We start from the raw sequence: 16,796 nt of genomic DNA on the forward strand, positions 1-16,796 counted from the left end.
CATGGCGAGATCTTGTTGGGGACGTGGTGCATCGGGTTTTGACGCTGCCCGGGTGCCTTGCTACCTGTCGTTCCAGGCCCTCTTGCTGAACTGAGCCGTCATGAATCTTTCTTGTCGCCTGACCTTGGTTTCCTCCGCAGCGTTTCTGATCTCAGCGCTTTGGTTCGGCATCGGGCCGCTGCAAGCGCAGGAAGAGCCCTCTGCCGCGCCTGCGGCGCCTACGGTCCCGCGCCAGGCTCCCAGGCCAGCCGCGCCGGCACGGCCGGTGGCCAAGCCCGCCACTCCGGCTCCTTCCGCGCAAGGGGCGCCAGCCGTCACGCAGCCCGCGACGCAGGCCGCGACGCTGCCCAACGGCGCCAGCGCCATCAACGAGACCTATGGCGACTGGACGGTCGATTGCCGCATCCTCAACGGCCAGCGGCTCTGCGTGCTCAGCCAGTCGCAGGGCAACAGCCAGACAGGCCAGCGCGTCTTCGCCATCGAATTGCGCACGCCGCGCGAGGGCCGGGCGGAAGGCACGATCCTGATGCCGTTCGGCATGAAGCTCGACAATGGCGCGGTGCTGCGGCTCGACGACAAGAATCTGGGCCAGGGCCTGCGCTTCTCGACCTGTCTGGCGCAGGGCTGCCTCCTGCCGATCTCCTTCCCGACGGTCGCGACCGATGCGATGAAGACGGGTAAGACGCTGACGGTGGCGGCGCTCAACCTCTCCACCAGCGAACCGGCTTCCTTCAATGTGTCGCTCAACGGCTTTGCCGCGGCGCTCGACCGCATCGCCCAGATCGATCGATAGCCGGCATTCGGCTCACAGGAGCAGATTGGCAGCTTCCGGCTTTCATGCCGCCTCGATTGGCGGAATCCGCCAAGTCGGGCGGGCCGATCGCTGAAAATTGGTTCGCTTAGCCAGAGGCTTCGATGCATGATCGGAGTTCTGGGGAGTTCGAGCCAATCATGACGACCGATCCGCGCCTGCCGTTTCTCGCCGAGCTGGAGAGGAAGATCCTCTGGCTGGCTTCATGGACGATCCACAACGCCAATCATCTGCGCGACAATGGCGACGGCATGAAGGTCGGTGGGCATCAGGCCTCCTCGGCCTCGCTCGCCACGATCATGACCGCGCTCTACATGGCGGCGCTGCGCCCGCAGGACCGGGTCGCGGTGAAGCCGCATGCCTCGCCGATCTTCCACGCCATCAACTATCTGATGGGGCTGCAGACCCGTGAGAAGCTGGAGAATTTCCGCGGCTACAAGGGCGCGCAGAGCTATCCGTCCCGCACCAAGGACATCGACGACGTCGATTTCTCGACCGGATCGGTCGGCCTCGGCGTCGCGCAGACGCTGTTCTCCTCGCTGACGCAGGATTACGTAAAGGCGCATGGCTGGGCGAAGGATCGCCCCGAAGGCCGCATGGTCTCGCTGATCGGCGATGCCGAGCTCGACGAGGGCAACATCTTCGAGGCCCTGATGGAGGGCTGGAAGCACGGGTTGCGCAACACCTGGTGGATCATCGACTACAACCGCCAGTCGTTGGACGCCGTCATCCGCGAGGGGCTCTACGACCGCTTCGAGACGATGTTCCGCAATTTCGGCTGGGACGTTGTCACGCTGAAATACGGCTCGCTGCAGCAGGCGGCCTTCAAGGAGAAGGGCGGCGAGCGGCTGAAGGCCTGGATCGATTCCTGCCCGAACCAGCTCTATTCAGCCCTGACCTTCCAGGGCGGTGCGGCCTGGCGCAAGCGGCTGATGGACGATCTCGGCGATCAGGGGCCGGTGACGAAGCTGATCGAGAAGCGTTCCGACGCGGAGCTCTCGAAGCTGATGTGCAATCTCGGCGGCCATGATCTGCCGTCGCTGTTGGAAGCCTTCGAGAGCATCGACCATGACAGGCCGGTCTGCTTCCTCGCCTATACGGTGAAAGGCTTTGGCCTGCCGCTCGCTGGCCACAAGGACAATCATGCCGGGCTGATGACCAAGGAGCAGCTCGACGGCTTCCGCAAGGCCAACGATATCCGCCCCGGCCATGAATGGGATTTGTTCGAGGGGCTCGACCTGCCCGAGAGCGAGATCCGGGCGTTCCTCGACAAGGTGCCGTTCTTCTCGCAGGGGCGGCGGCGCTTCTCGGCCGCGAAACTGCCGGTTCCGGAGAAGCTGGAGGCCGGCATCCAGGCCACGATGTCCACCCAGATGGGCTTCGGCAAGGTGCTCGACGATCTCGCCAAGACGGGTGGCCCGCTTGCCGACCGCATCGTGACGACGGCGCCGGACGTCACCGTCTCGACCAATCTCGGCCCCTGGGTGAACCGGCGCGGGCTCTTCGCCAAGGCCTCGATGGCGGACACCTTCAAGGACGAGCGCATTCCCTCGATGCAGAAATGGGAATTCTCGCAGAGCGGCCAGCATATCGAGCTGGGCATCGCCGAGATGAACCTGTTCATCAACCTGTCGGCGCTCGGCCTGTCGCATTCGATCTTCGGCGAGCGATTGATCCCGATCGGCACGCTCTACGATCCCTTCATCTCGCGCGGGCTCGATGCGCTGAACTATGCCTGCTACCAGGATGCGCGCTTCATGGTGGTGGCGACGCCGTCGGGCGTGACGCTGGCGCCGGAAGGCGGGGCGCATCAATCGATCGCGACGCCATTGATCGGCATGAGCCAGGACGGGCTCTGCGCCTTCGAGCCCGCCTTCGTCGACGAACTCGCGGTGATGATGCGCTGGTCCTTCGACTACATGCAGCGCGATGGCGAGGGCGATCCGGACGAGCGCACCTGGCTGCGCGACGAGACCGGCGGCTCTGTCTATCTCAGGCTCTCGACCCGGCAGGTCGAGCAACCGAGCCGGACGATGACGCCGGAGCTGGAGCGCGAGATCATCGACGGCGCCTACTGGCTGCGTAAGCCCGGTCCGAACGCCTCGGTCGTCATCGCCTATACCGGTGCGGTGGCACCTGAGGCGATCGAGGCGGTGGGGCTGCTCAGCGAGGACCGGCGCGATGTCGGCCTGCTCGCCATCACCTCGGCCGATCGGCTCAATGCCGGCTGGCAGGCGGCGGAGCGGGCGCGCCAGCGCGGCAACCATGCTGCGACGAGCCATATCGAGCGGCTGCTCGGAGAGCTGTCGCGGGATTGCGGCATCGTCTCGGTGCTGGACGGGCATCCGGCGACTTTGGCCTGGCTCGGCAGCGTGCATGGCCATCGGCAAAAGGCGCTCGGCGTCGAGCATTTCGGCCAGACCGGCACGGTCGCCGATCTCTACCGGCATTTCGGCATCGACGCGAACGCAATCGTGCACGCGGCGAATGCGGCCGCGCCGGGGCGGCCGGTGCGCTATCTCAAGGCGCTGCCCTGACGGGAATGCGTCATGGTCGGGCTTGGCCCGACCATCTCGGAAACCAGAAGACGCTGGTCAGGTGATGTTCGGGTCAAGCCCGAGCATCACGACGGCTGGCCCGTTCAGAAGCGGGGCGTCTCGATCGTATTGGCGAAGGGATTTGCGCCGGAGCCGACACGGCCGGGCAGGGTGCTCTCGCCATAGAGCGAGCCGGTGTTCACATAGACCGGCGCCGCCGCGAAGTGCTGGCTGGCATAGTTGTTCATCGAGCCGACCGGCACGACGTTCCCGGCATCGAAATAGCTGCGCTTCTGGACGATGATGCGCAGCGGCTCGCGGCGGCTCTGGGCCTCGGCGATGCCCGCCATGACGGTCGACGCCGCCAGTGCGATGGTGAGGGCAGTGGCAACGCGCTTGAACGACATCATGACGGCGGTCTCCGGGAGTGGCGCTACCCACCCGATGTAAGCATGCTGAACACGAAGCAAAGCCTAGCGCCTGCCTGTTAACAATATTGTTAGCACGGCGGGCCGCTGCGCGGATTCAGCGCTTCCGGCGCGTGGCCTTTGGGCGGACCGGTCGCGCGGGCGGCGTGGCTTTCGCCGGTTCGGTCGTCGCCGTCTTCATGCGCAGGGCCGGCACGGAGCCGTCGGTGTCGAGCCAGGACGCCTTGCGGCCCGCCGTGGCGAGGAAAGGCGTTGCGCAGGCCGCGTCGCGCTTGAGCTCGCTTTTCGTGAAAGACTGGCGCAGCTCCTCGCTGCCTGCGGCATTGGCGAGGTCGAGGCGCTCGATCAGGCAGGTGAGCTGGCGCCGGTCCGCCGGCTTGCCGCCAGCACACCACCAGCCGCTCATCGCGAAGCCTGCCTCGGTGCCGGCGGAGCGGAAGGCGAGGCAATTGCGGCTCGTGCTGCCGTCGTCGAGGAGGACGTCGGCCGTTTCGAGCGGGCCGAAGCGGGTCGGGATCGCAGCCGGCGCGCTGCTGCGCCCGACCGAGAGGGAACGCAGCGCGGCCTCGCGGACGAGATCGATCGTGAAGGGCCGCGCGCTGGCCATGTCGAGCGGCCCGGTGCGCAGGCGCAGGACGAGATGCGGCCCGGCTTCAGCGAAGGCGGCGAAGGTCATGACATCCTCGCGGCGCCCATCCTCCGTGCGCTGGGCTTCATAGGCCGGCGTCGTACGCCCGAGCTCAGGGGAGCTGAGGTGGAACATCGCGATCGGCCGCGGAATCGCCATCCAGTTCGCGGGGCCGGGGCGGTCGGAACGGGTCGCGGCCGGGCGCGACAGCTCAGAAGGCGTCCGATCGATCGTGAGGCTGGCAAGTTGGGGCTGGTCCTCATCCTTGGCCGACAGGCCGGTGATGAGCGCGGCCGTCAGGCCGAGGCCGGCCAGCGCGGCAGCACTGCGCCAGAGCAGGGCGCCGGCGAAGCCGAGGCCGCGGCGTGGCGCGAGGCGGCGCATGCCTTGCCAGAAGGCACGAGCGAAGCGCTCGCCGTGATCGGCGGCGCTGATCAGCCCGGGAACGAGATCGAGACTCTTGAGACGTGCCGCGAGCATGCGAGCCCAATCGCGCGCCGTCGCGAGACCGGGCCGCATCCGCGCGAGCCCCTCCCGGACCGCCTTTTCCGCCATGCTTGAAACCAGACGCAACCCGTCACTCCCGCGCGGCATCGCCGCCCCTGCACCATCCCAGCCCGTGCCGAGCTTGCCCGTGGGGAGTCGCCCGGCGGTTACCGAGCGGGCGGAATCGACCGGCAGCGTGAACAGGCGGTCAAGAAGCAGGGTTAACGGGCGGGCGGCCGAACCAGGCAGGAGTGGGAGGGAGATTGACTTTTCGACGCAACGGGTGTTCTCACGGATCTCGGCGCATCCTCGCGCCGCCTGCGAAGTTTGCAGCCCTTTGGGATTGGTTCCGTGACTGTCGGCCTGACGACGAAACACACGACCAAAACGACGACCGGGAAAGCCGGTACGTCGCGCTGACGCTTCGCCTCGGTTCCGGGTCCATCTCCCCCCGGCGGGGGCAGATCGCCGAACCAGCCCGAAGACCGGGCGGGTCGGCTCCCAAAGGGAGATCCGAACCGATCTATCCGCAAAGGATCACATCAATGAGCTTCAAGGTCGCAGTGGTCGGGGCTACCGGCAATGTGGGCCGCGAGATGCTGGACATCCTGGCCGAGCGCGCTTTCCCCGTCGGCGAGGTGGTGGCGCTGGCCTCATCCCGCTCCATCGGCACCGAGGTCTCCTTCGGCGACAAGACGCTGAAGTGCCGGGCGCTGGAGCATTACGACTTCTCCGACACGGATATCTGCCTGATGTCGGCCGGCGGCGAGGTCTCCAAGGAATGGTCGCCGAAGATCGGTGCGCAGGGCGCGGTGGTGATCGACAACTCCTCCGCCTGGCGCATGCATCCGGACGTGCCGCTGATCGTGCCGGAAGTGAACGCCGCCGCAGCAGCCGGCTTCACCAAGATGAACATCATCGCGAACCCGAACTGCTCGACCGCGCAGCTCGTCGTGGCGCTGAAGCCGCTGCATGACAAGTTCGGCGTCAAGCGCGTGGTCGTCTCGACCTACCAGTCGGTGTCCGGGGCCGGCAAGGAGGGCATGGACGAGCTCTTCAACCAGACCCGCGCGGTGTTCTCGGCCGGCGAGGTCGTCACCAAGAAGTTCCCGAAGCGCATCTCCTTCAACCTCATCCCGCAGATCGACGTCTTCATGGAGGACGGCTTCACCAAGGAAGAGTGGAAGATGATGGTCGAGACCAAGAAGATCCTCGACCCGAAGATCAAGCTGACCGCGACCTGCGTGCGCGTGCCGGTCTTCATCGGCCATTCCGAGAGCGTCAACATCGAATGCGAGAAGCCGGTCACCGTCGACGAGGCGCGCGAGGTGCTGCGCACGGCGCCGGGCATCCTCGTCATCGACAAGCACGAGCCCGGCGGCTACATCACCCCGCATGAGGCGGCCGGCGAGGACGCGACCTATATCTCGCGCATCCGCGAGGATGCGACCGTCGAGAACGGCCTCGCCTTCTGGTGCGTCTCCGACAATCTGCGCAAGGGCGCGGCGCTGAACGCGATCCAGATCGCCGAGGTGCTGGTAAACCGCAAGCTGATCCAGCCGCGCAAGCAGGCGGCCTGACCGGGGCGGCCGCGTTTTTCGGGTGGTTTCCAAGGCGGGCTTCGGCCCGCCTTTTTGCTGCCAATCGTCATTCCGGGCGACCGAAGGGAAACCCGGAATCCATCGTAGAGCACGGAGCTTTACGATGGATTCCGGATCGGTGCCGCTTCGCGGCTTGTCCGGAATGACGGTGATATCGCTGTCGATCGAGGACCGGCGTCTGAAACCGACACTGCATAAGGCGCCTGTGATCTTTGCGCAGCGACGCGGCTCTCAAATCGATTAGACTATGGTTCCCCTCGCGATTTTCCGCCCTGTGCCCAGCCCCATTCCGCCCGGACCTGCTTCCGAAACCGCGCATCCGACCTCAGCCGGATCGCTGCGGCACGACAATGCCCTGCTCGGCATCGGCATCATGCTGCTGGCGACGGTCTTCCTGTCGGCCGGCGATGCGGCCTCGAAATATCTCGCGGCGAGCGTGCCGGCGCTGCATATCGTCTGGCTGCGTTATGTCACCTCGGCGCTCATCCTGCTCGCGATCATCGGCTTCCAGCGCGGCAAGATCTCGTTGCGGACGCGCCGGCCGGGCCTGCAATTGCTGCGTGGAATCGGGCTGATCGGCTCGTCGATCTTCTTCGTCTCGTCGCTGAAATACCTCAAGATCGCCGATGCGACGGCAACCAGCTTCGTTGCGCCGCTCTTCGTCACCGCCCTATCGATCCCGCTGCTCGGCGAAAGCGTCGGCTGGCGGCGCTGGCTCGCCACGATCGTCGGGTTGATCGGCGTGCTGATCGTGGTCAGGCCGGGCGGCAGCGGCTTCCAACTCGCCTCGCTGCTGCCGGTGGTCTCGTCGCTGAGCTGGGCCTTTGCCCTCATCGTGACGCGGATGATGAGCGGGACCGAGAATCCGATCGCGACGATCACCTATTCGACCGTGTTCGGCGCGATCGTCTCGAGCCTGCTGCTGCCGGTGCACTGGGTCGAGCCGAATTGGACGATCGCGCTGGTCGGCCTCTTCATCGGGGCGGTCTCGACGGCGGGGCACTGGCTGGTGATCGTCGCCTTCCGCTATGCGGCGGCCTCGCTGCTCGCACCCTTCTCCTATATCCAGCTCTTCTGGGCCGCGCTCTTCGGTTTCCTGTTGTTTGCGGCGTTGCCGGACCTGTGGACCTGGGTTGGGGCTGCTGTCATCGCGGGCTCGGGCCTCTACACCGCCCATCGCGAGCGGATTCGGGCGCGGCAGGTCACGGCTGGTAACCAAGGCTCGCGATAGGGCGGCCGCTCCGCCTTTGGAGGAATGGCATTGCGGCCGAGTTGCTGTAGGGTGACGTTACGCCAACCGGCGCCCTTTTTGCCAGGATCCCCTATGCCGATGCATCTCGCACGCGCGGTTCTCGCCGCGAGCCTCCTCCTGCTGCCGGGGCTTGCGAGCGCCAAGACCTATTCGATCCCCGATCCCAATCCCGTCGCGGTCATCACGATGCCGGACGATTGGGAATCCACAGAGATCGACAAGGGTGTCGAATCAACGTCCGACGACGAGGCGGTCTACGTCTCGGTCGAGGTGACGGAGCTGAAGGACGCCGCACAGGCCATCGCCGAAGCGGTCACCTGGCTGAAGAGCAAGGGCGTCGTCGTCGATCCCGCGACGCAAGAGAAGAAGCCGTTCTCCAACAATGGCATGGAGGGCGTCCAGGTGCAGTGGACCGGTAAGGACGAAGACGGTCCCACCCATGTCAGCCTGACCCTGCTGCAGGTCACCGAGACCAAGGGCCTCGTTGTGACCTACTGGGCCTCTCCCGAAGGCGAGAAGGAGAACCTGAAGGAGCTCGCCTCGATCATCGACAGCCTGAAGGGCCTCAAATAGAGCGTAACGGCCGGCGCGCGGCAGGCTGTGCGCTGGCCGCGCGGGCGTAACGCGCCATGAACATCGTGACCGCCTCGCTGACGATGCGGTGCACCTCCTCGTCGCTCGGGGGCGTCTGGATGGCGTTGAACAGACGCGGCCGCGTCAGGGTCGACTGGCAGAGATCAAGGAACTGCATCGCGGCAAGTTGGGTATCCTCGATGTCGAGCTTGCCCTCGCCGACCATGCGGTCGAGATATCGCGCGATCATGTTCGCGCCCGTCAGCGGGCCGTTCTCGTAGAATTCCCGGCCGAGATCCGGCATCCGCTCGGCGACGCCGATAACGATGCGATGGGCGCTGACCGCGAATTCCTGATTGATCATGCGCACGAGGCATTGGCCGAAATTCTGCAGTGCGCGCGCCGGTTCGGGATCCTCGTTCAGGGCCGCGATGGCGCCACGCTTCTGGGCCTCGCGCTCGCGCTCGATCAGCGCGACGAAGAGATGTTCCTTGTCCTCGAAATAGACATAGAGCGTGCCCTTCGAGACATTGGCGGCGATGGCGATGTCGCTCATGCTGGCGGCGTCGAAACCACGGGCCGTAAAGACCTGATAGGCGCCGTCGAGAATCTGGCGCCGCTTCTCGGGGTCGGTCCCGGCAACGCGTCGATTGCGCCGGTCCACCTTAACCTCCGGCTTGGAGTTCTCTGCCATGCTTCTCCGCCGGGCGGTCCGGCCATGCAATGCTGCTTTGCAAAAATAATCGAACCAATCAGTTCGATTTCACTTGATATGCATCATCACTGGCGCTATTTCAACCGCAATCGAACCAATCGGTTCGAATTGTTCTCATCAGGATAGCTCATGTCCGCCGAGATCACAGAACAGCGCCGGGACCGCCTCAAGCTGGTCGACCCGGCCCTGGAGACGGCACAGCCCACCGAGGCGCGCCAGCCCGTCGAAACCGCACCGGCCGCTCCTGTCGAGGCCGCGCAGCCGGCTTCGAAGCGCAATACTGTCCGCCGCGCCGGGCTGATCCTGCTCGCCGGCGTCGCGCTCGGTGCCGGCCTCTGGTACGGCATCGACTGGTGGCGCAACGGCCGCTTCATCGTCTCCACCGACGACGCCTATGTCGGCGCGGAGATGGCGACGGTGTCGGCCAAGCTCTCGGCCAATGTCGCCAAGGTTTCGGTGCTGCAGAACCAGGAAGTGAAGGCCGGGCAGTCGCTCGTCGCTCTCGACGACGGCGACCAGCGCATCGCGCTCGCCGCCGCGCAGGCGAAGACGGCGACCGCGCAGGCCACGCTCGGGCGCATCGACAGCCAGATCGAGGCCGGCCGCGCCAGCCTGCTGCAGGCCAAGGCGCAGCAGAACTCGGCCCAGGCCGGCGTGACCCGCACGGCGGCCGATTTCGATCGCGCCAAGAGCCTCGCGGCCAAGTCCTATGGTTCGCAGGCGACGCTCGATGCCGCGACGGCGGCGCGCGACCAGGCCCAGGCGGCGCTGGTCAGCGCCAATGCCGGGGTGACCGCCGCGGAAGCGAACATCAAGGTGCTGGAGGCGCAGCGCGTCGAGGCCGCAAGGCAGATCGACGAGCTCAAGGTGGCCGAGGACAAGGCCGCCCGCGACCTGACCTTCATGAAGATCGACGCGCCGATCGACGGCCTCGTCGCTAACACCAATGTCCAGCTCGGCGACCTCGTCGGCGCCGGCAAGCGGCTGATGTCGATCGTCCCGCTCGACCAGGTCTATGTCGACGCCAACTTCAAGGAGACCCAGATCGGTCCGCTGAAGATCGGCGACAAGGCGAGCGTCACGGTCGATGCGCTGCCGGGGCAGGTCTTCCACGGCACGGTCAGCGGCATCGCCGGCGGCACGGGCTCGGTCTTCACGCTGCTGCCGCCCGACAACGCGACCGGCAATTTCACCAAGGTCGTCCAGCGCGTGCCGGTGCGCATCGCGCTCGACCGGGAATCGACGGGCAAGCATGTGCTGCGCCCCGGCATGTCGGTCATCGTGTCCATCGATCCGCGTCCCGCCGGCCAGCGCTGACGCTGCAAGGAGGCCGTCATGGCCACCGCGACCCTGAACGCGCCGGCGGGTGCCCCGCCGGCCTCGGACGCCATACCGCTACGCCGGATCTTCGCCTTCATCGCGATGGTCTTCGGCATGTTCATGGCGATCCTGGACATCCAGATCGTCTCGGCCTCGCTGGCGGAGATCCAGGCCGGACTCTCGGCGTCCTCGGATGAGATCGCCTGGGTGCAGACGGCCTATCTGATCGCGGAAGTGATCATGATCCCGCTCTCGGGCTATCTCAGCCGCGCCCTGTCGACGCGGGTGTTCTTCTCCATCGCGGCCGCCGGCTTCACGATCTCCAGCGTGCTCTGCGCCCAGGCCTCCTCGATCAACGAGATGATCCTGTGGCGCGCCGTGCAGGGCTTCATCGGCGGCGGCATGATCCCCGGCGTCTTCGCGGCCGCCTTCACGATCTTCCCGCCCTCCAAGCGGCCAATCGTCTCGCCGATCATCGGCCTCGTGGCGACGCTGGCGCCGACCATCGGGCCGACCGTCGGCGGCTATCTCAGCCATGCCTTCTCCTGGCACTGGCTGTTCCTCGTCAATGTCGTCCCCGGCATCGCCGTCACCATCGCGGCCTGGACGCTGATCGATTTCGACAAGCCGGATCGCGGCCTGCTGAAGCGCTTCGACTGGCTGGGCCTCGCCGGCATGGCCGCCTTCCTCGGCAGTCTCGAATATGTGCTCGAGGAAGGCACGCGGCTCGACTGGTTCGAGAGCCACGAGATCGTCTTCTTCTCGGTGGTCATGGTCTTCGGCGCGGTGCTGTTCTTTTGGCGTGCGCTGACGCGCGACGATCCCCTGGTCGATCTCTATGCCTTCCGGAACCGCAACTTCGCCTTCGGCTCGCTGTTCTCCTTCTGCATGGGCATCGGCCTTTACGGGTTGACCTATCTCTACCCGGTCTATCTCGGGCGCATCCGCGGCTATGACGCGCTGATGATCGGCGAAACCATGTTCGTCACGGGACTGGCCATGTTCCTGACGGCGCCGATCGCCGGCCGGCTCTCGGCCAAGCTCGATCCGCGCATCATGATGATCATCGGGTTCAGCGCCTTCGCCCTCGGAACCTGGATCGTTTCGCACATCACCGCGGATTGGGACTTCTACGAGCTGCTGCTGCCGCAGATCCTGCGCGGCTGCGGGCTGATGCTGTGCATGGTGCCGATCAACAACGTCGCGCTCGGCACCTTGCCGCCGCAGCAGCTCAAGAACGCCTCCGGGCTCTACAACCTGACCCGCAATCTCGGCGGCGCGGTCGGGCTCGCCGTCATCAACACCATGCTGAACACGCGCACCGACGTGCACATCACCCGGCTGCACGAATGGGTCGCGGCCGGGCGGCAAGTCGCCGAAGAGGCACTGGCGAACACGGCGCAGCGCTTCGGCGACTTCGGCGATGCCGCCAATACGATGGCTCTGGCTCTGCTCAATCAGCGTGCCCACAAGCAGGCGCTCATCATGGCGTTCGGCGACGTCTTCCTCGGGCTGACGGCGATCTTCGCCTGCCTCGTGGTGTTGTCGTTGTTCCTCAGCAAGCCGAAACCGGCACCGACTGGCGCGGGCGGCGGGCACTGAGCCTGCGATCCCGCCCGCTGGACCTCCTGGAATCGTTTCCGTCATGATCCCCAGTTTCGAACGCGTCTTCGGCCGCCTGCTGCGGCCTGTCCGGGGCCATGACGCGGACCTGCTGTGCAACGATCCGCGCCTTGCCGTCGCGGCCGGGACGATGCAGCTGACCAGCCCGGCCTTTGCCGAGGGCGGCGATATCCCGAGCCGATATGCCGGGCGCGGAGTCGGCGAGAATGTGTCGCCGCCGCTGGCCTGGAGTGGCGTCCCGGCCGAGACGGTGGAACTCGTCCTCGTCATGCAGGATCCGGACGCACCGCTGCCGCGGCCGGTAACGCATCTCGTCGCGACGGACATCGCCGTCGACAGCGAAGGCGTGGAGGAGGGCATGCTCCGGCCCGAGACGAATCCGCAGATCGCCTTCCTGCCGGGTTCGCTCGGCCGCATCGGCTATGAGGGGCCGCGGCCGATCCGCGGCCATGGCCCGCACCGCTATGTCTTCCAGCTCTTTGCCCTGGCACGGGTCCTGCCCGCTCTCGATGACGTGATGCTTCCCGAGCTGGCATCGGGGATGGCGGGATGGGTGCTGGCGCGCGCGGTTCTGACCGGAATTTTCGAGCTCATCTAGGCGGATTGCAGCCGCGGATGGCGGTGGACGGAGCGGTGCTGCAGCGGAATGTCGCAAACCGCGCGATTGACATTGCGATGCCGGCAGGGCAAATATGGCAGTAATATCAGTAGTTTAGATGTTTTCTAAACTGCGAGGCCGCAAGGCCCCATGGTGGAAGGCGTTTCGATGAGCGTTCTGGTGAGCAAGGATCGGGAGCAGGCTGTCGCGGCGGAGCATATCCCGTGGCCGCAGAAAAGCCCGGCCTCCTGCCCGATCAGCGCGGTGAAGGCGCGCCTGCGTATGGCGGGTCTTCGCCCGACGCGGCAGCGCATGGCGTTGGGCTGGCTGCTCTTCGCCAAGGGCGACCGCCATGTCAGCGCCGAGATGCTCTATGAGGAGGCGATCCGCGCCCGCGAGCCGCTGTCCCTCGCCACGGTCTACAACACGCTGCGCCAGTTCTCGGAAGCCGGGCTGCTGCGCCAGGTTTCGGTGTCCGGCCCCAAGACCTTCTTCGACACCAATGTCTCGGAGCACCACCACTTCTACAATGAGGACGACGAGACGGTCACCGACATCCCCGGCTCGACGATCCATGTCTCGGGCCTGCCGGATGCGCCGGAGGGCATGATGATCGCCTCGGTTGAGGTCATCGTCCGGCTGCGCAGCGCCGATGGCGAAGAGGTCACGACGACGAAGCGGGTGGCGGGCCATCACGCGTGATCGTCTGTTCCTGCAACGTCATTTCGTGCCGGCAGATCAAGGGCACCGTCGGCGCTGACGGCAGCGGGCCGCGGACGGCCGGCGAGGCGTATGACTGCCTCGGTTGCAGCCCCGATTGCGGGCGTTGCGCGCGCGCGGTCCGTGCGATCCTGGCCGAGGCCCATGCCGCATGCGCGACGCAGTGCGGCAGTTGCGCCAGCCGCGAGATCGCGTGCGCCGTCCATGTCAGCGTGGGCCGCATGCTGGACGGCATCGCGCCGTCAGAGGATGTCTCGCAGGCCGCGTAAGCGACGCGCTGCCGGGATCGGGCGGCGTTGGATGATTGCAGCCGCCTTCGTTTTCCCTCTTTCCTTCCCGGATGCACCTCTCTACATTAGTATCATTCTAATGTAGATTGCGAGGAGCGACGCCATGAAGGGCGACAAGAAGGTCATCGAATATCTCAACAAGGGGCTGCGCTCGGAGCTCACCGCGATCAACCAGTACTGGCTGCATTACCGGATGCTCGACAATTGGGGGCTGAAGGAGATGGCCAAGACCTGGAAGAAGGAGTCGATCGAGGAGATGGTCCATGCCGACCGCTTCGTCGACCGCATCCTCTTCCTCGAGGGCTTCCCGAACCTCCAGACGCTCGACCAGCTCCGCATCGGCGAGACCGTCACAGAGGTCATCGAATGCGACCTCAAGGCCGAGATCGAGGCGCGGACGCTCTATCAGGAAGCGGCCAAATATTGCCGCGAGGTCGGCGATTTCCCGTCCGAGGATCTGTTCAAGGCCCTGATGAAGGATGAGGAAGGCCATATCGACTTCCTCGAGACGCAGCTCGACCTGATCAGCCGCATCGGCCTGGAACTCTACACCCAGAAGCATATCGGCGGCCTCGAAGGCGACGATCACGCGCATTGATCGAGGCGCTGCCTGCGTGGCACGCCGTCATGCTTGGGCTTGATCCGAGCATCTCAGGAACGAAAAGCGTTCGATCCTGCACGAGATTCTCGGGTCGCCGCCATGCGGCGCCCGAGAATGACGAGCCCGGTTGATCATGATCCAACAAAAAAAGGCCCGCCATTGGCGGGCCTTCGTCTTTTGCGGCAGAAGCCGTCTCAGATGAAGCTGATGTTCGCGGCCTCCGGCCCCTTCCGGCCGGCACGGATCGAGAAGCGCACGCGCTGGCCGTCCATCGGCGGCTGCAGGCCGCTGCGGCTCAGCGAGGAGACGTGCAGGAAGACGTCCGGGCCGCCCTTGTCGGGAGCGATGAAGCCGAAACCGCGATCCGAGTTGAAGAATTTCACGGCGCCGTCATAGGGGCCTTCGACCGGTCCGCTGTCGCGATCCTGGAAACCGCCACCGCCATTGCGGTCCTGAAAGCCGCCGCCGCGGGGACCGCGGTCCTGGTAGCCGCCACCGAAATCGTCGCGCGGCGGACGCGCGCCGAAGCCACCGCCGCGCGGCGCGGGCGCCGCCGTCTGGGTCGCCGTTGACGGGTCGATCTCGTGGACTGCGACCACCTGCAGCCCCCGGCGGCCTTCACCGAGGTCGGCGACGATGGTTGCGCCGGGGAGCAGATCCTGCTGGTCCAGCGGGCCGATCGCCGAGATGTGCAGGAAAACGTCGGCAGAACCATCGGCCGGCGAGGCGAAACCGAACCCCTTCTCAGGGTCGAACCATTTGACTTTGGCTTCGATATTTTCGTGCGTGACGAAAGGCTGGGCAGCAGGAGGCTTGCGACGATCGAACATGGGGCTTCAGATATGAGTGACCGGGAGCACACAACTTAGCTCATGCCGGGCGCGCCGTCATCGGGGTCAGTGTGAAATTATCGCACGACAATTTCGGGGGTTATAGTGCTTTTTTTCGCGGCATCCCCAAGCTGATGAGGCCGCTTGCTATGCATCAAGAGCATGGGTTTTCGGCATTTTCGCCTGTTTCTTCGGCGGTTACGGCGAAAATGCCGCAGGTCTGCCTCTTGCAATTGCCGCATTCAGACGTGATTTGAGGCCGCGGATGCAATAACAAGTCGATAGATCACCGTCGCCGCGTCCTGTCGGATGCGTGACGCTTCAGGGAAGAACGCCTCCTGTTCGATCGCGCCTCAAGGCGCTGTTCGGGAGATGATAATGGCTCGATCAACACAAGCTCGCGGCAAGGCCGGCCGCGGGGAAATTCGCCGGCTCTGGCTGGCGGAACGCGATCTCTTCAGGGAGCATCTGCTCAGGCTCGATCCGCTGACGCGCCAGCAGCGCTTCGGCACGGCCGTGAACGATGCCTTCCTCGAGAATTATGCCACGACGACCTTTGGGGTCGGCGGGCTGGTCTATGCCTATGTCGAGGACGGGGTGGTCCGCGGCGCGGCCGAGTTGCGCGGTCTCGACGACATCGTCGCGCAGACAGGCGAGGCCGCCTTCAGCGTGGAGACGGGCTGGCGTCGTGCCGGTATCGGCGGCCAGCTGTTCTCGCGGCTGATCACGGCGGCCCGTAACCGCGGGATCAGGACGCTCTACATGACCTGCCTGCCGGAGAACGCGGCGATGAGGCGGCTCGCGCAGAAGTTCGAGGCCGATCTGGCCGGCGGCTACGCCGATATCGAGGGCGTGATCGCGACCGGCGGTCCGACGCCCTTCACCATCCTGGACGAAGCCTTCGACAATGCGAAGGGCTTCGCGACGCTTGCCCTGTCGCTCCAGAGGACCTTCTGGCCGACGCGGATCCTGGCTCGCGCCTTCGGAGCCTGACGAGCGCTGCCCTCAGCGGTTGAGCGAGAGGGCGGCGCCCGATTTCGTCACGGCGCCGTCCAGGGCGTTGCCGCCCGAGGCGCGCAGCCGCGCCGCGACGGTGCCGCCCTGCTGGTAGAGATAGACCTCGCCGTCGCGATAGTCCCAGGCCGTGATCTTCTGGAGGTCGCGGTTGGCGCAGCCCGACGAACTGGCGCGGTAGAGATCCAGGGTCGGCGAGCTCGAAAGCTGGACGCGGCAGGTGCCGCCGGTGGCCTCGCGCGCGGTCCAGCTCCCGATCACGTTGTCACGCGTCGCGGCCGGGCGGGCCGGGGCGGAGGGCGCCGGACCGAGGCCCGCAACCTGGTTGTTGCCGGGAGCGACCGGCGCGGGCGCCGGCTGGCCGGTGGGCGGCAGGCCCTGGCCCTGTGGCGTTCCGGCATTGGGATCGAAGAACGGATCCTGCGGCGGCGGCAGACCGGCGCTGGTCCCCGGCGGCGGGGCAGCGGCGGTCGGATAGCCGCCGGGCGGCGGCAGCGGCTCGGAGGTGATGGGGGCCGATGTCACCGGCGGCGCGGAGGGCAGGGCCGGCTGATTGTAGGAAGGCGGATTCATCACCGGTCCGGAGAAGCGCTGGGAGCCGGCACAGGCCGTCAGGGCGAGGAGCGGGAGGAGTGCGGTCGCCTTCAGCGCCGGGATGGCGGTTTTCGTCGTCGTCATGCGGCGCGGTTCCGATTCCGATCAATCTTACGTGGCGTCAATATCATAGAGGCATAATGAACGCGGCATGAGCATGGTTTAGCTCAGCCGG

The 16,796-nt window shown here is 66.0% G+C and carries 17 protein-coding genes; 12 read left to right on the forward strand and 5 right to left on the reverse strand.

What is annotated here, in order from left to right; genetic code table 11:
- The first annotated feature begins 265 nt into the window (after positions 1-265).
- Both IED13_RS28845 and IED13_RS15035 read left to right on the forward strand, forming a co-directional pair.
- Positions 266-793 carry an invasion associated locus B family protein gene (locus IED13_RS28845; RefSeq protein WP_208112833.1) on the forward strand — a complete coding sequence of 176 codons (528 nt, stop codon included), beginning with the start codon at positions 266-268 and terminating at the stop codon, positions 791-793.
- 158 nt (positions 794-951) lie between these two features.
- A complete protein-coding gene (locus IED13_RS15035) occupies positions 952-3,348 on the forward strand; it encodes a transketolase-like TK C-terminal-containing protein (RefSeq protein ID WP_112763650.1) in 2,397 nt (798 codons plus the stop codon).
- Between the two features lie 104 nt (positions 3,349-3,452).
- On the opposite strand, the gene IED13_RS15040 is transcribed toward IED13_RS15035, so the two are convergent.
- Together IED13_RS15040 and IED13_RS15045 are read right to left on the reverse strand one after the other, a co-directional pair.
- Positions 3,453-3,758 carry a hypothetical protein gene (locus tag IED13_RS15040; RefSeq protein ID WP_038363524.1) on the reverse strand — a complete coding sequence of 102 codons (306 nt, stop codon included), beginning with the start codon at positions 3,756-3,758 and terminating at the stop codon, positions 3,453-3,455.
- A 115-nt stretch (positions 3,759-3,873) separates the two neighbouring features.
- Entirely contained in the window at positions 3,874-4,977 is a 1,104-nt protein-coding gene (locus tag IED13_RS15045) for a hypothetical protein (protein WP_191124646.1), read from the reverse strand.
- A gap of 458 nt (positions 4,978-5,435) precedes the next feature.
- On the opposite strand from IED13_RS15045, the gene IED13_RS15050 reads away from it, so the two are divergent.
- From IED13_RS15050 to IED13_RS15060, 3 genes are all read left to right on the forward strand, one after another.
- Positions 5,436-6,470: an aspartate-semialdehyde dehydrogenase gene (locus tag IED13_RS15050; protein WP_038363528.1), complete on the forward strand. Its 1,035-nt coding sequence runs from the start codon at positions 5,436-5,438 to the stop codon at positions 6,468-6,470.
- A gap of 295 nt (positions 6,471-6,765) precedes the next feature.
- Positions 6,766-7,722 carry a DMT family transporter gene (locus IED13_RS15055; RefSeq protein ID WP_260368447.1) on the forward strand — a complete coding sequence of 319 codons (957 nt, stop codon included), beginning with the start codon at positions 6,766-6,768 and terminating at the stop codon, positions 7,720-7,722.
- A gap of 99 nt (positions 7,723-7,821) precedes the next feature.
- The gene (locus IED13_RS15060; RefSeq protein ID WP_210323623.1) at positions 7,822-8,316 is read left to right on the forward strand and encodes a histidine kinase; all 495 of its coding nucleotides are present in this window, start codon (positions 7,822-7,824) and stop codon (positions 8,314-8,316) included.
- Here IED13_RS15060 and IED13_RS15065 read toward each other — a convergent pair.
- Positions 8,309-9,010 carry a TetR/AcrR family transcriptional regulator gene (locus IED13_RS15065; protein WP_142022125.1) on the reverse strand — a complete coding sequence of 234 codons (702 nt, stop codon included), beginning with the start codon at positions 9,008-9,010 and terminating at the stop codon, positions 8,309-8,311. The two genes, IED13_RS15060 and IED13_RS15065, sit on opposite strands and share 8 nt — an antisense overlap.
- 150 nt (positions 9,011-9,160) lie before the next feature.
- On the opposite strand from IED13_RS15065, the gene IED13_RS15070 reads away from it, so the two are divergent.
- The 6 genes from IED13_RS15070 (at position 9,161) to bfr (ending at position 14,180) form a co-directional block, all read left to right on the forward strand.
- Positions 9,161-10,348 (forward strand): HlyD family secretion protein, encoded by a 1,188-nt coding sequence (locus IED13_RS15070; RefSeq protein ID WP_112763645.1) that lies wholly within the window; start codon positions 9,161-9,163, stop codon positions 10,346-10,348.
- 18 nt (positions 10,349-10,366) lie between these two features.
- Positions 10,367-11,953 (forward strand): DHA2 family efflux MFS transporter permease subunit, encoded by a 1,587-nt coding sequence (locus IED13_RS15075; protein ID WP_133560647.1) that lies wholly within the window; start codon positions 10,367-10,369, stop codon positions 11,951-11,953.
- Positions 11,954-11,996: 43 nt separating this feature from the next.
- Complete coding sequence (locus tag IED13_RS15080; RefSeq protein WP_133560645.1) at positions 11,997-12,572, forward strand: YbhB/YbcL family Raf kinase inhibitor-like protein; 576 nt, start codon at positions 11,997-11,999, stop codon at positions 12,570-12,572.
- Positions 12,573-12,740: 168 nt separating this feature from the next.
- Positions 12,741-13,274, forward strand: coding sequence for an iron response transcriptional regulator IrrA (gene irrA / locus IED13_RS15085; protein WP_051988175.1), 534 nt, complete (start codon positions 12,741-12,743; stop codon positions 13,272-13,274).
- Positions 13,271-13,561, forward strand: a complete 291-nt coding sequence (locus IED13_RS15090; protein ID WP_038363536.1) for a (2Fe-2S)-binding protein — start codon at positions 13,271-13,273, stop codon at positions 13,559-13,561. Before irrA ends, IED13_RS15090 begins: the two co-directional genes overlap by 4 nt.
- A gap of 124 nt (positions 13,562-13,685) precedes the next feature.
- Positions 13,686-14,180 (forward strand): bacterioferritin, encoded by a 495-nt coding sequence (bfr, locus tag IED13_RS15095; RefSeq protein ID WP_038363539.1) that lies wholly within the window; start codon positions 13,686-13,688, stop codon positions 14,178-14,180.
- Between the two features lie 197 nt (positions 14,181-14,377).
- Here bfr and IED13_RS29230 read toward each other — a convergent pair whose 3' ends face one another.
- Positions 14,378-15,013: a cold-shock protein gene (locus tag IED13_RS29230; protein WP_038363542.1), complete on the reverse strand. Its 636-nt coding sequence runs from the start codon at positions 15,011-15,013 to the stop codon at positions 14,378-14,380.
- 378 nt (positions 15,014-15,391) lie between these two features.
- Here IED13_RS29230 and IED13_RS15105 point away from each other — a divergent pair, with 378 nt between their 5' ends.
- On the forward strand, positions 15,392-16,006 hold the full coding sequence (locus tag IED13_RS15105; RefSeq protein WP_191124648.1) for a GNAT family N-acetyltransferase: 615 nt from the start codon (positions 15,392-15,394) through the stop codon (positions 16,004-16,006).
- A 12-nt stretch (positions 16,007-16,018) separates the two neighbouring features.
- Here IED13_RS15105 and IED13_RS15110 read toward each other — a convergent pair whose 3' ends face one another.
- Positions 16,019-16,705 carry an AprI/Inh family metalloprotease inhibitor gene (locus IED13_RS15110; protein ID WP_038363545.1) on the reverse strand — a complete coding sequence of 229 codons (687 nt, stop codon included), beginning with the start codon at positions 16,703-16,705 and terminating at the stop codon, positions 16,019-16,021.
- Between the last annotated feature and the right edge of the window lie 91 nt (positions 16,706-16,796).

It is taken from the genome of Allobosea spartocytisi (genome assembly GCF_014764685.1).
Classification (GTDB): Bacteria; Pseudomonadota; Alphaproteobacteria; order Rhizobiales; family Beijerinckiaceae; genus Allobosea; species Allobosea spartocytisi.

Excerpts from the sequence above, each read along its gene's own strand:
- IED13_RS15040 (WP_038363524.1), bottom strand. The coding sequence starts at position 3,758 with ATGATGTCGTTCAAGCGCGTTGCCACTGCCCTCACCATCGCACTGGCG.
- IED13_RS15105 (WP_191124648.1), top strand. The coding sequence starts at position 15,392 with ATGGCTCGATCAACACAAGCTCGCGGCAAGGCCGGCCGCGGGGAAATT.
- IED13_RS15080 (WP_133560645.1), top strand. The coding sequence starts at position 11,997 with ATGATCCCCAGTTTCGAACGCGTCTTCGGCCGCCTGCTGCGGCCTGTC.
- IED13_RS15075 (WP_133560647.1), top strand. The coding sequence starts at position 10,367 with ATGGCCACCGCGACCCTGAACGCGCCGGCGGGTGCCCCGCCGGCCTCG.
- irrA (WP_051988175.1), top strand. The coding sequence starts at position 12,741 with ATGAGCGTTCTGGTGAGCAAGGATCGGGAGCAGGCTGTCGCGGCGGAG.
- IED13_RS15050 (WP_038363528.1), top strand. The coding sequence starts at position 5,436 with ATGAGCTTCAAGGTCGCAGTGGTCGGGGCTACCGGCAATGTGGGCCGC.
- IED13_RS29230 (WP_038363542.1), bottom strand. The coding sequence starts at position 15,013 with ATGTTCGATCGTCGCAAGCCTCCTGCTGCCCAGCCTTTCGTCACGCAC.
- IED13_RS15035 (WP_112763650.1), top strand. The coding sequence starts at position 952 with ATGACGACCGATCCGCGCCTGCCGTTTCTCGCCGAGCTGGAGAGGAAG.
- IED13_RS15060 (WP_210323623.1), top strand. The coding sequence starts at position 7,822 with ATGCATCTCGCACGCGCGGTTCTCGCCGCGAGCCTCCTCCTGCTGCCG.
- IED13_RS15110 (WP_038363545.1), bottom strand. The coding sequence starts at position 16,705 with ATGACGACGACGAAAACCGCCATCCCGGCGCTGAAGGCGACCGCACTC.
- IED13_RS15065 (WP_142022125.1), bottom strand. The coding sequence starts at position 9,010 with ATGGCAGAGAACTCCAAGCCGGAGGTTAAGGTGGACCGGCGCAATCGA.
- IED13_RS15070 (WP_112763645.1), top strand. The coding sequence starts at position 9,161 with ATGTCCGCCGAGATCACAGAACAGCGCCGGGACCGCCTCAAGCTGGTC.
- bfr (WP_038363539.1), top strand. The coding sequence starts at position 13,686 with ATGAAGGGCGACAAGAAGGTCATCGAATATCTCAACAAGGGGCTGCGC.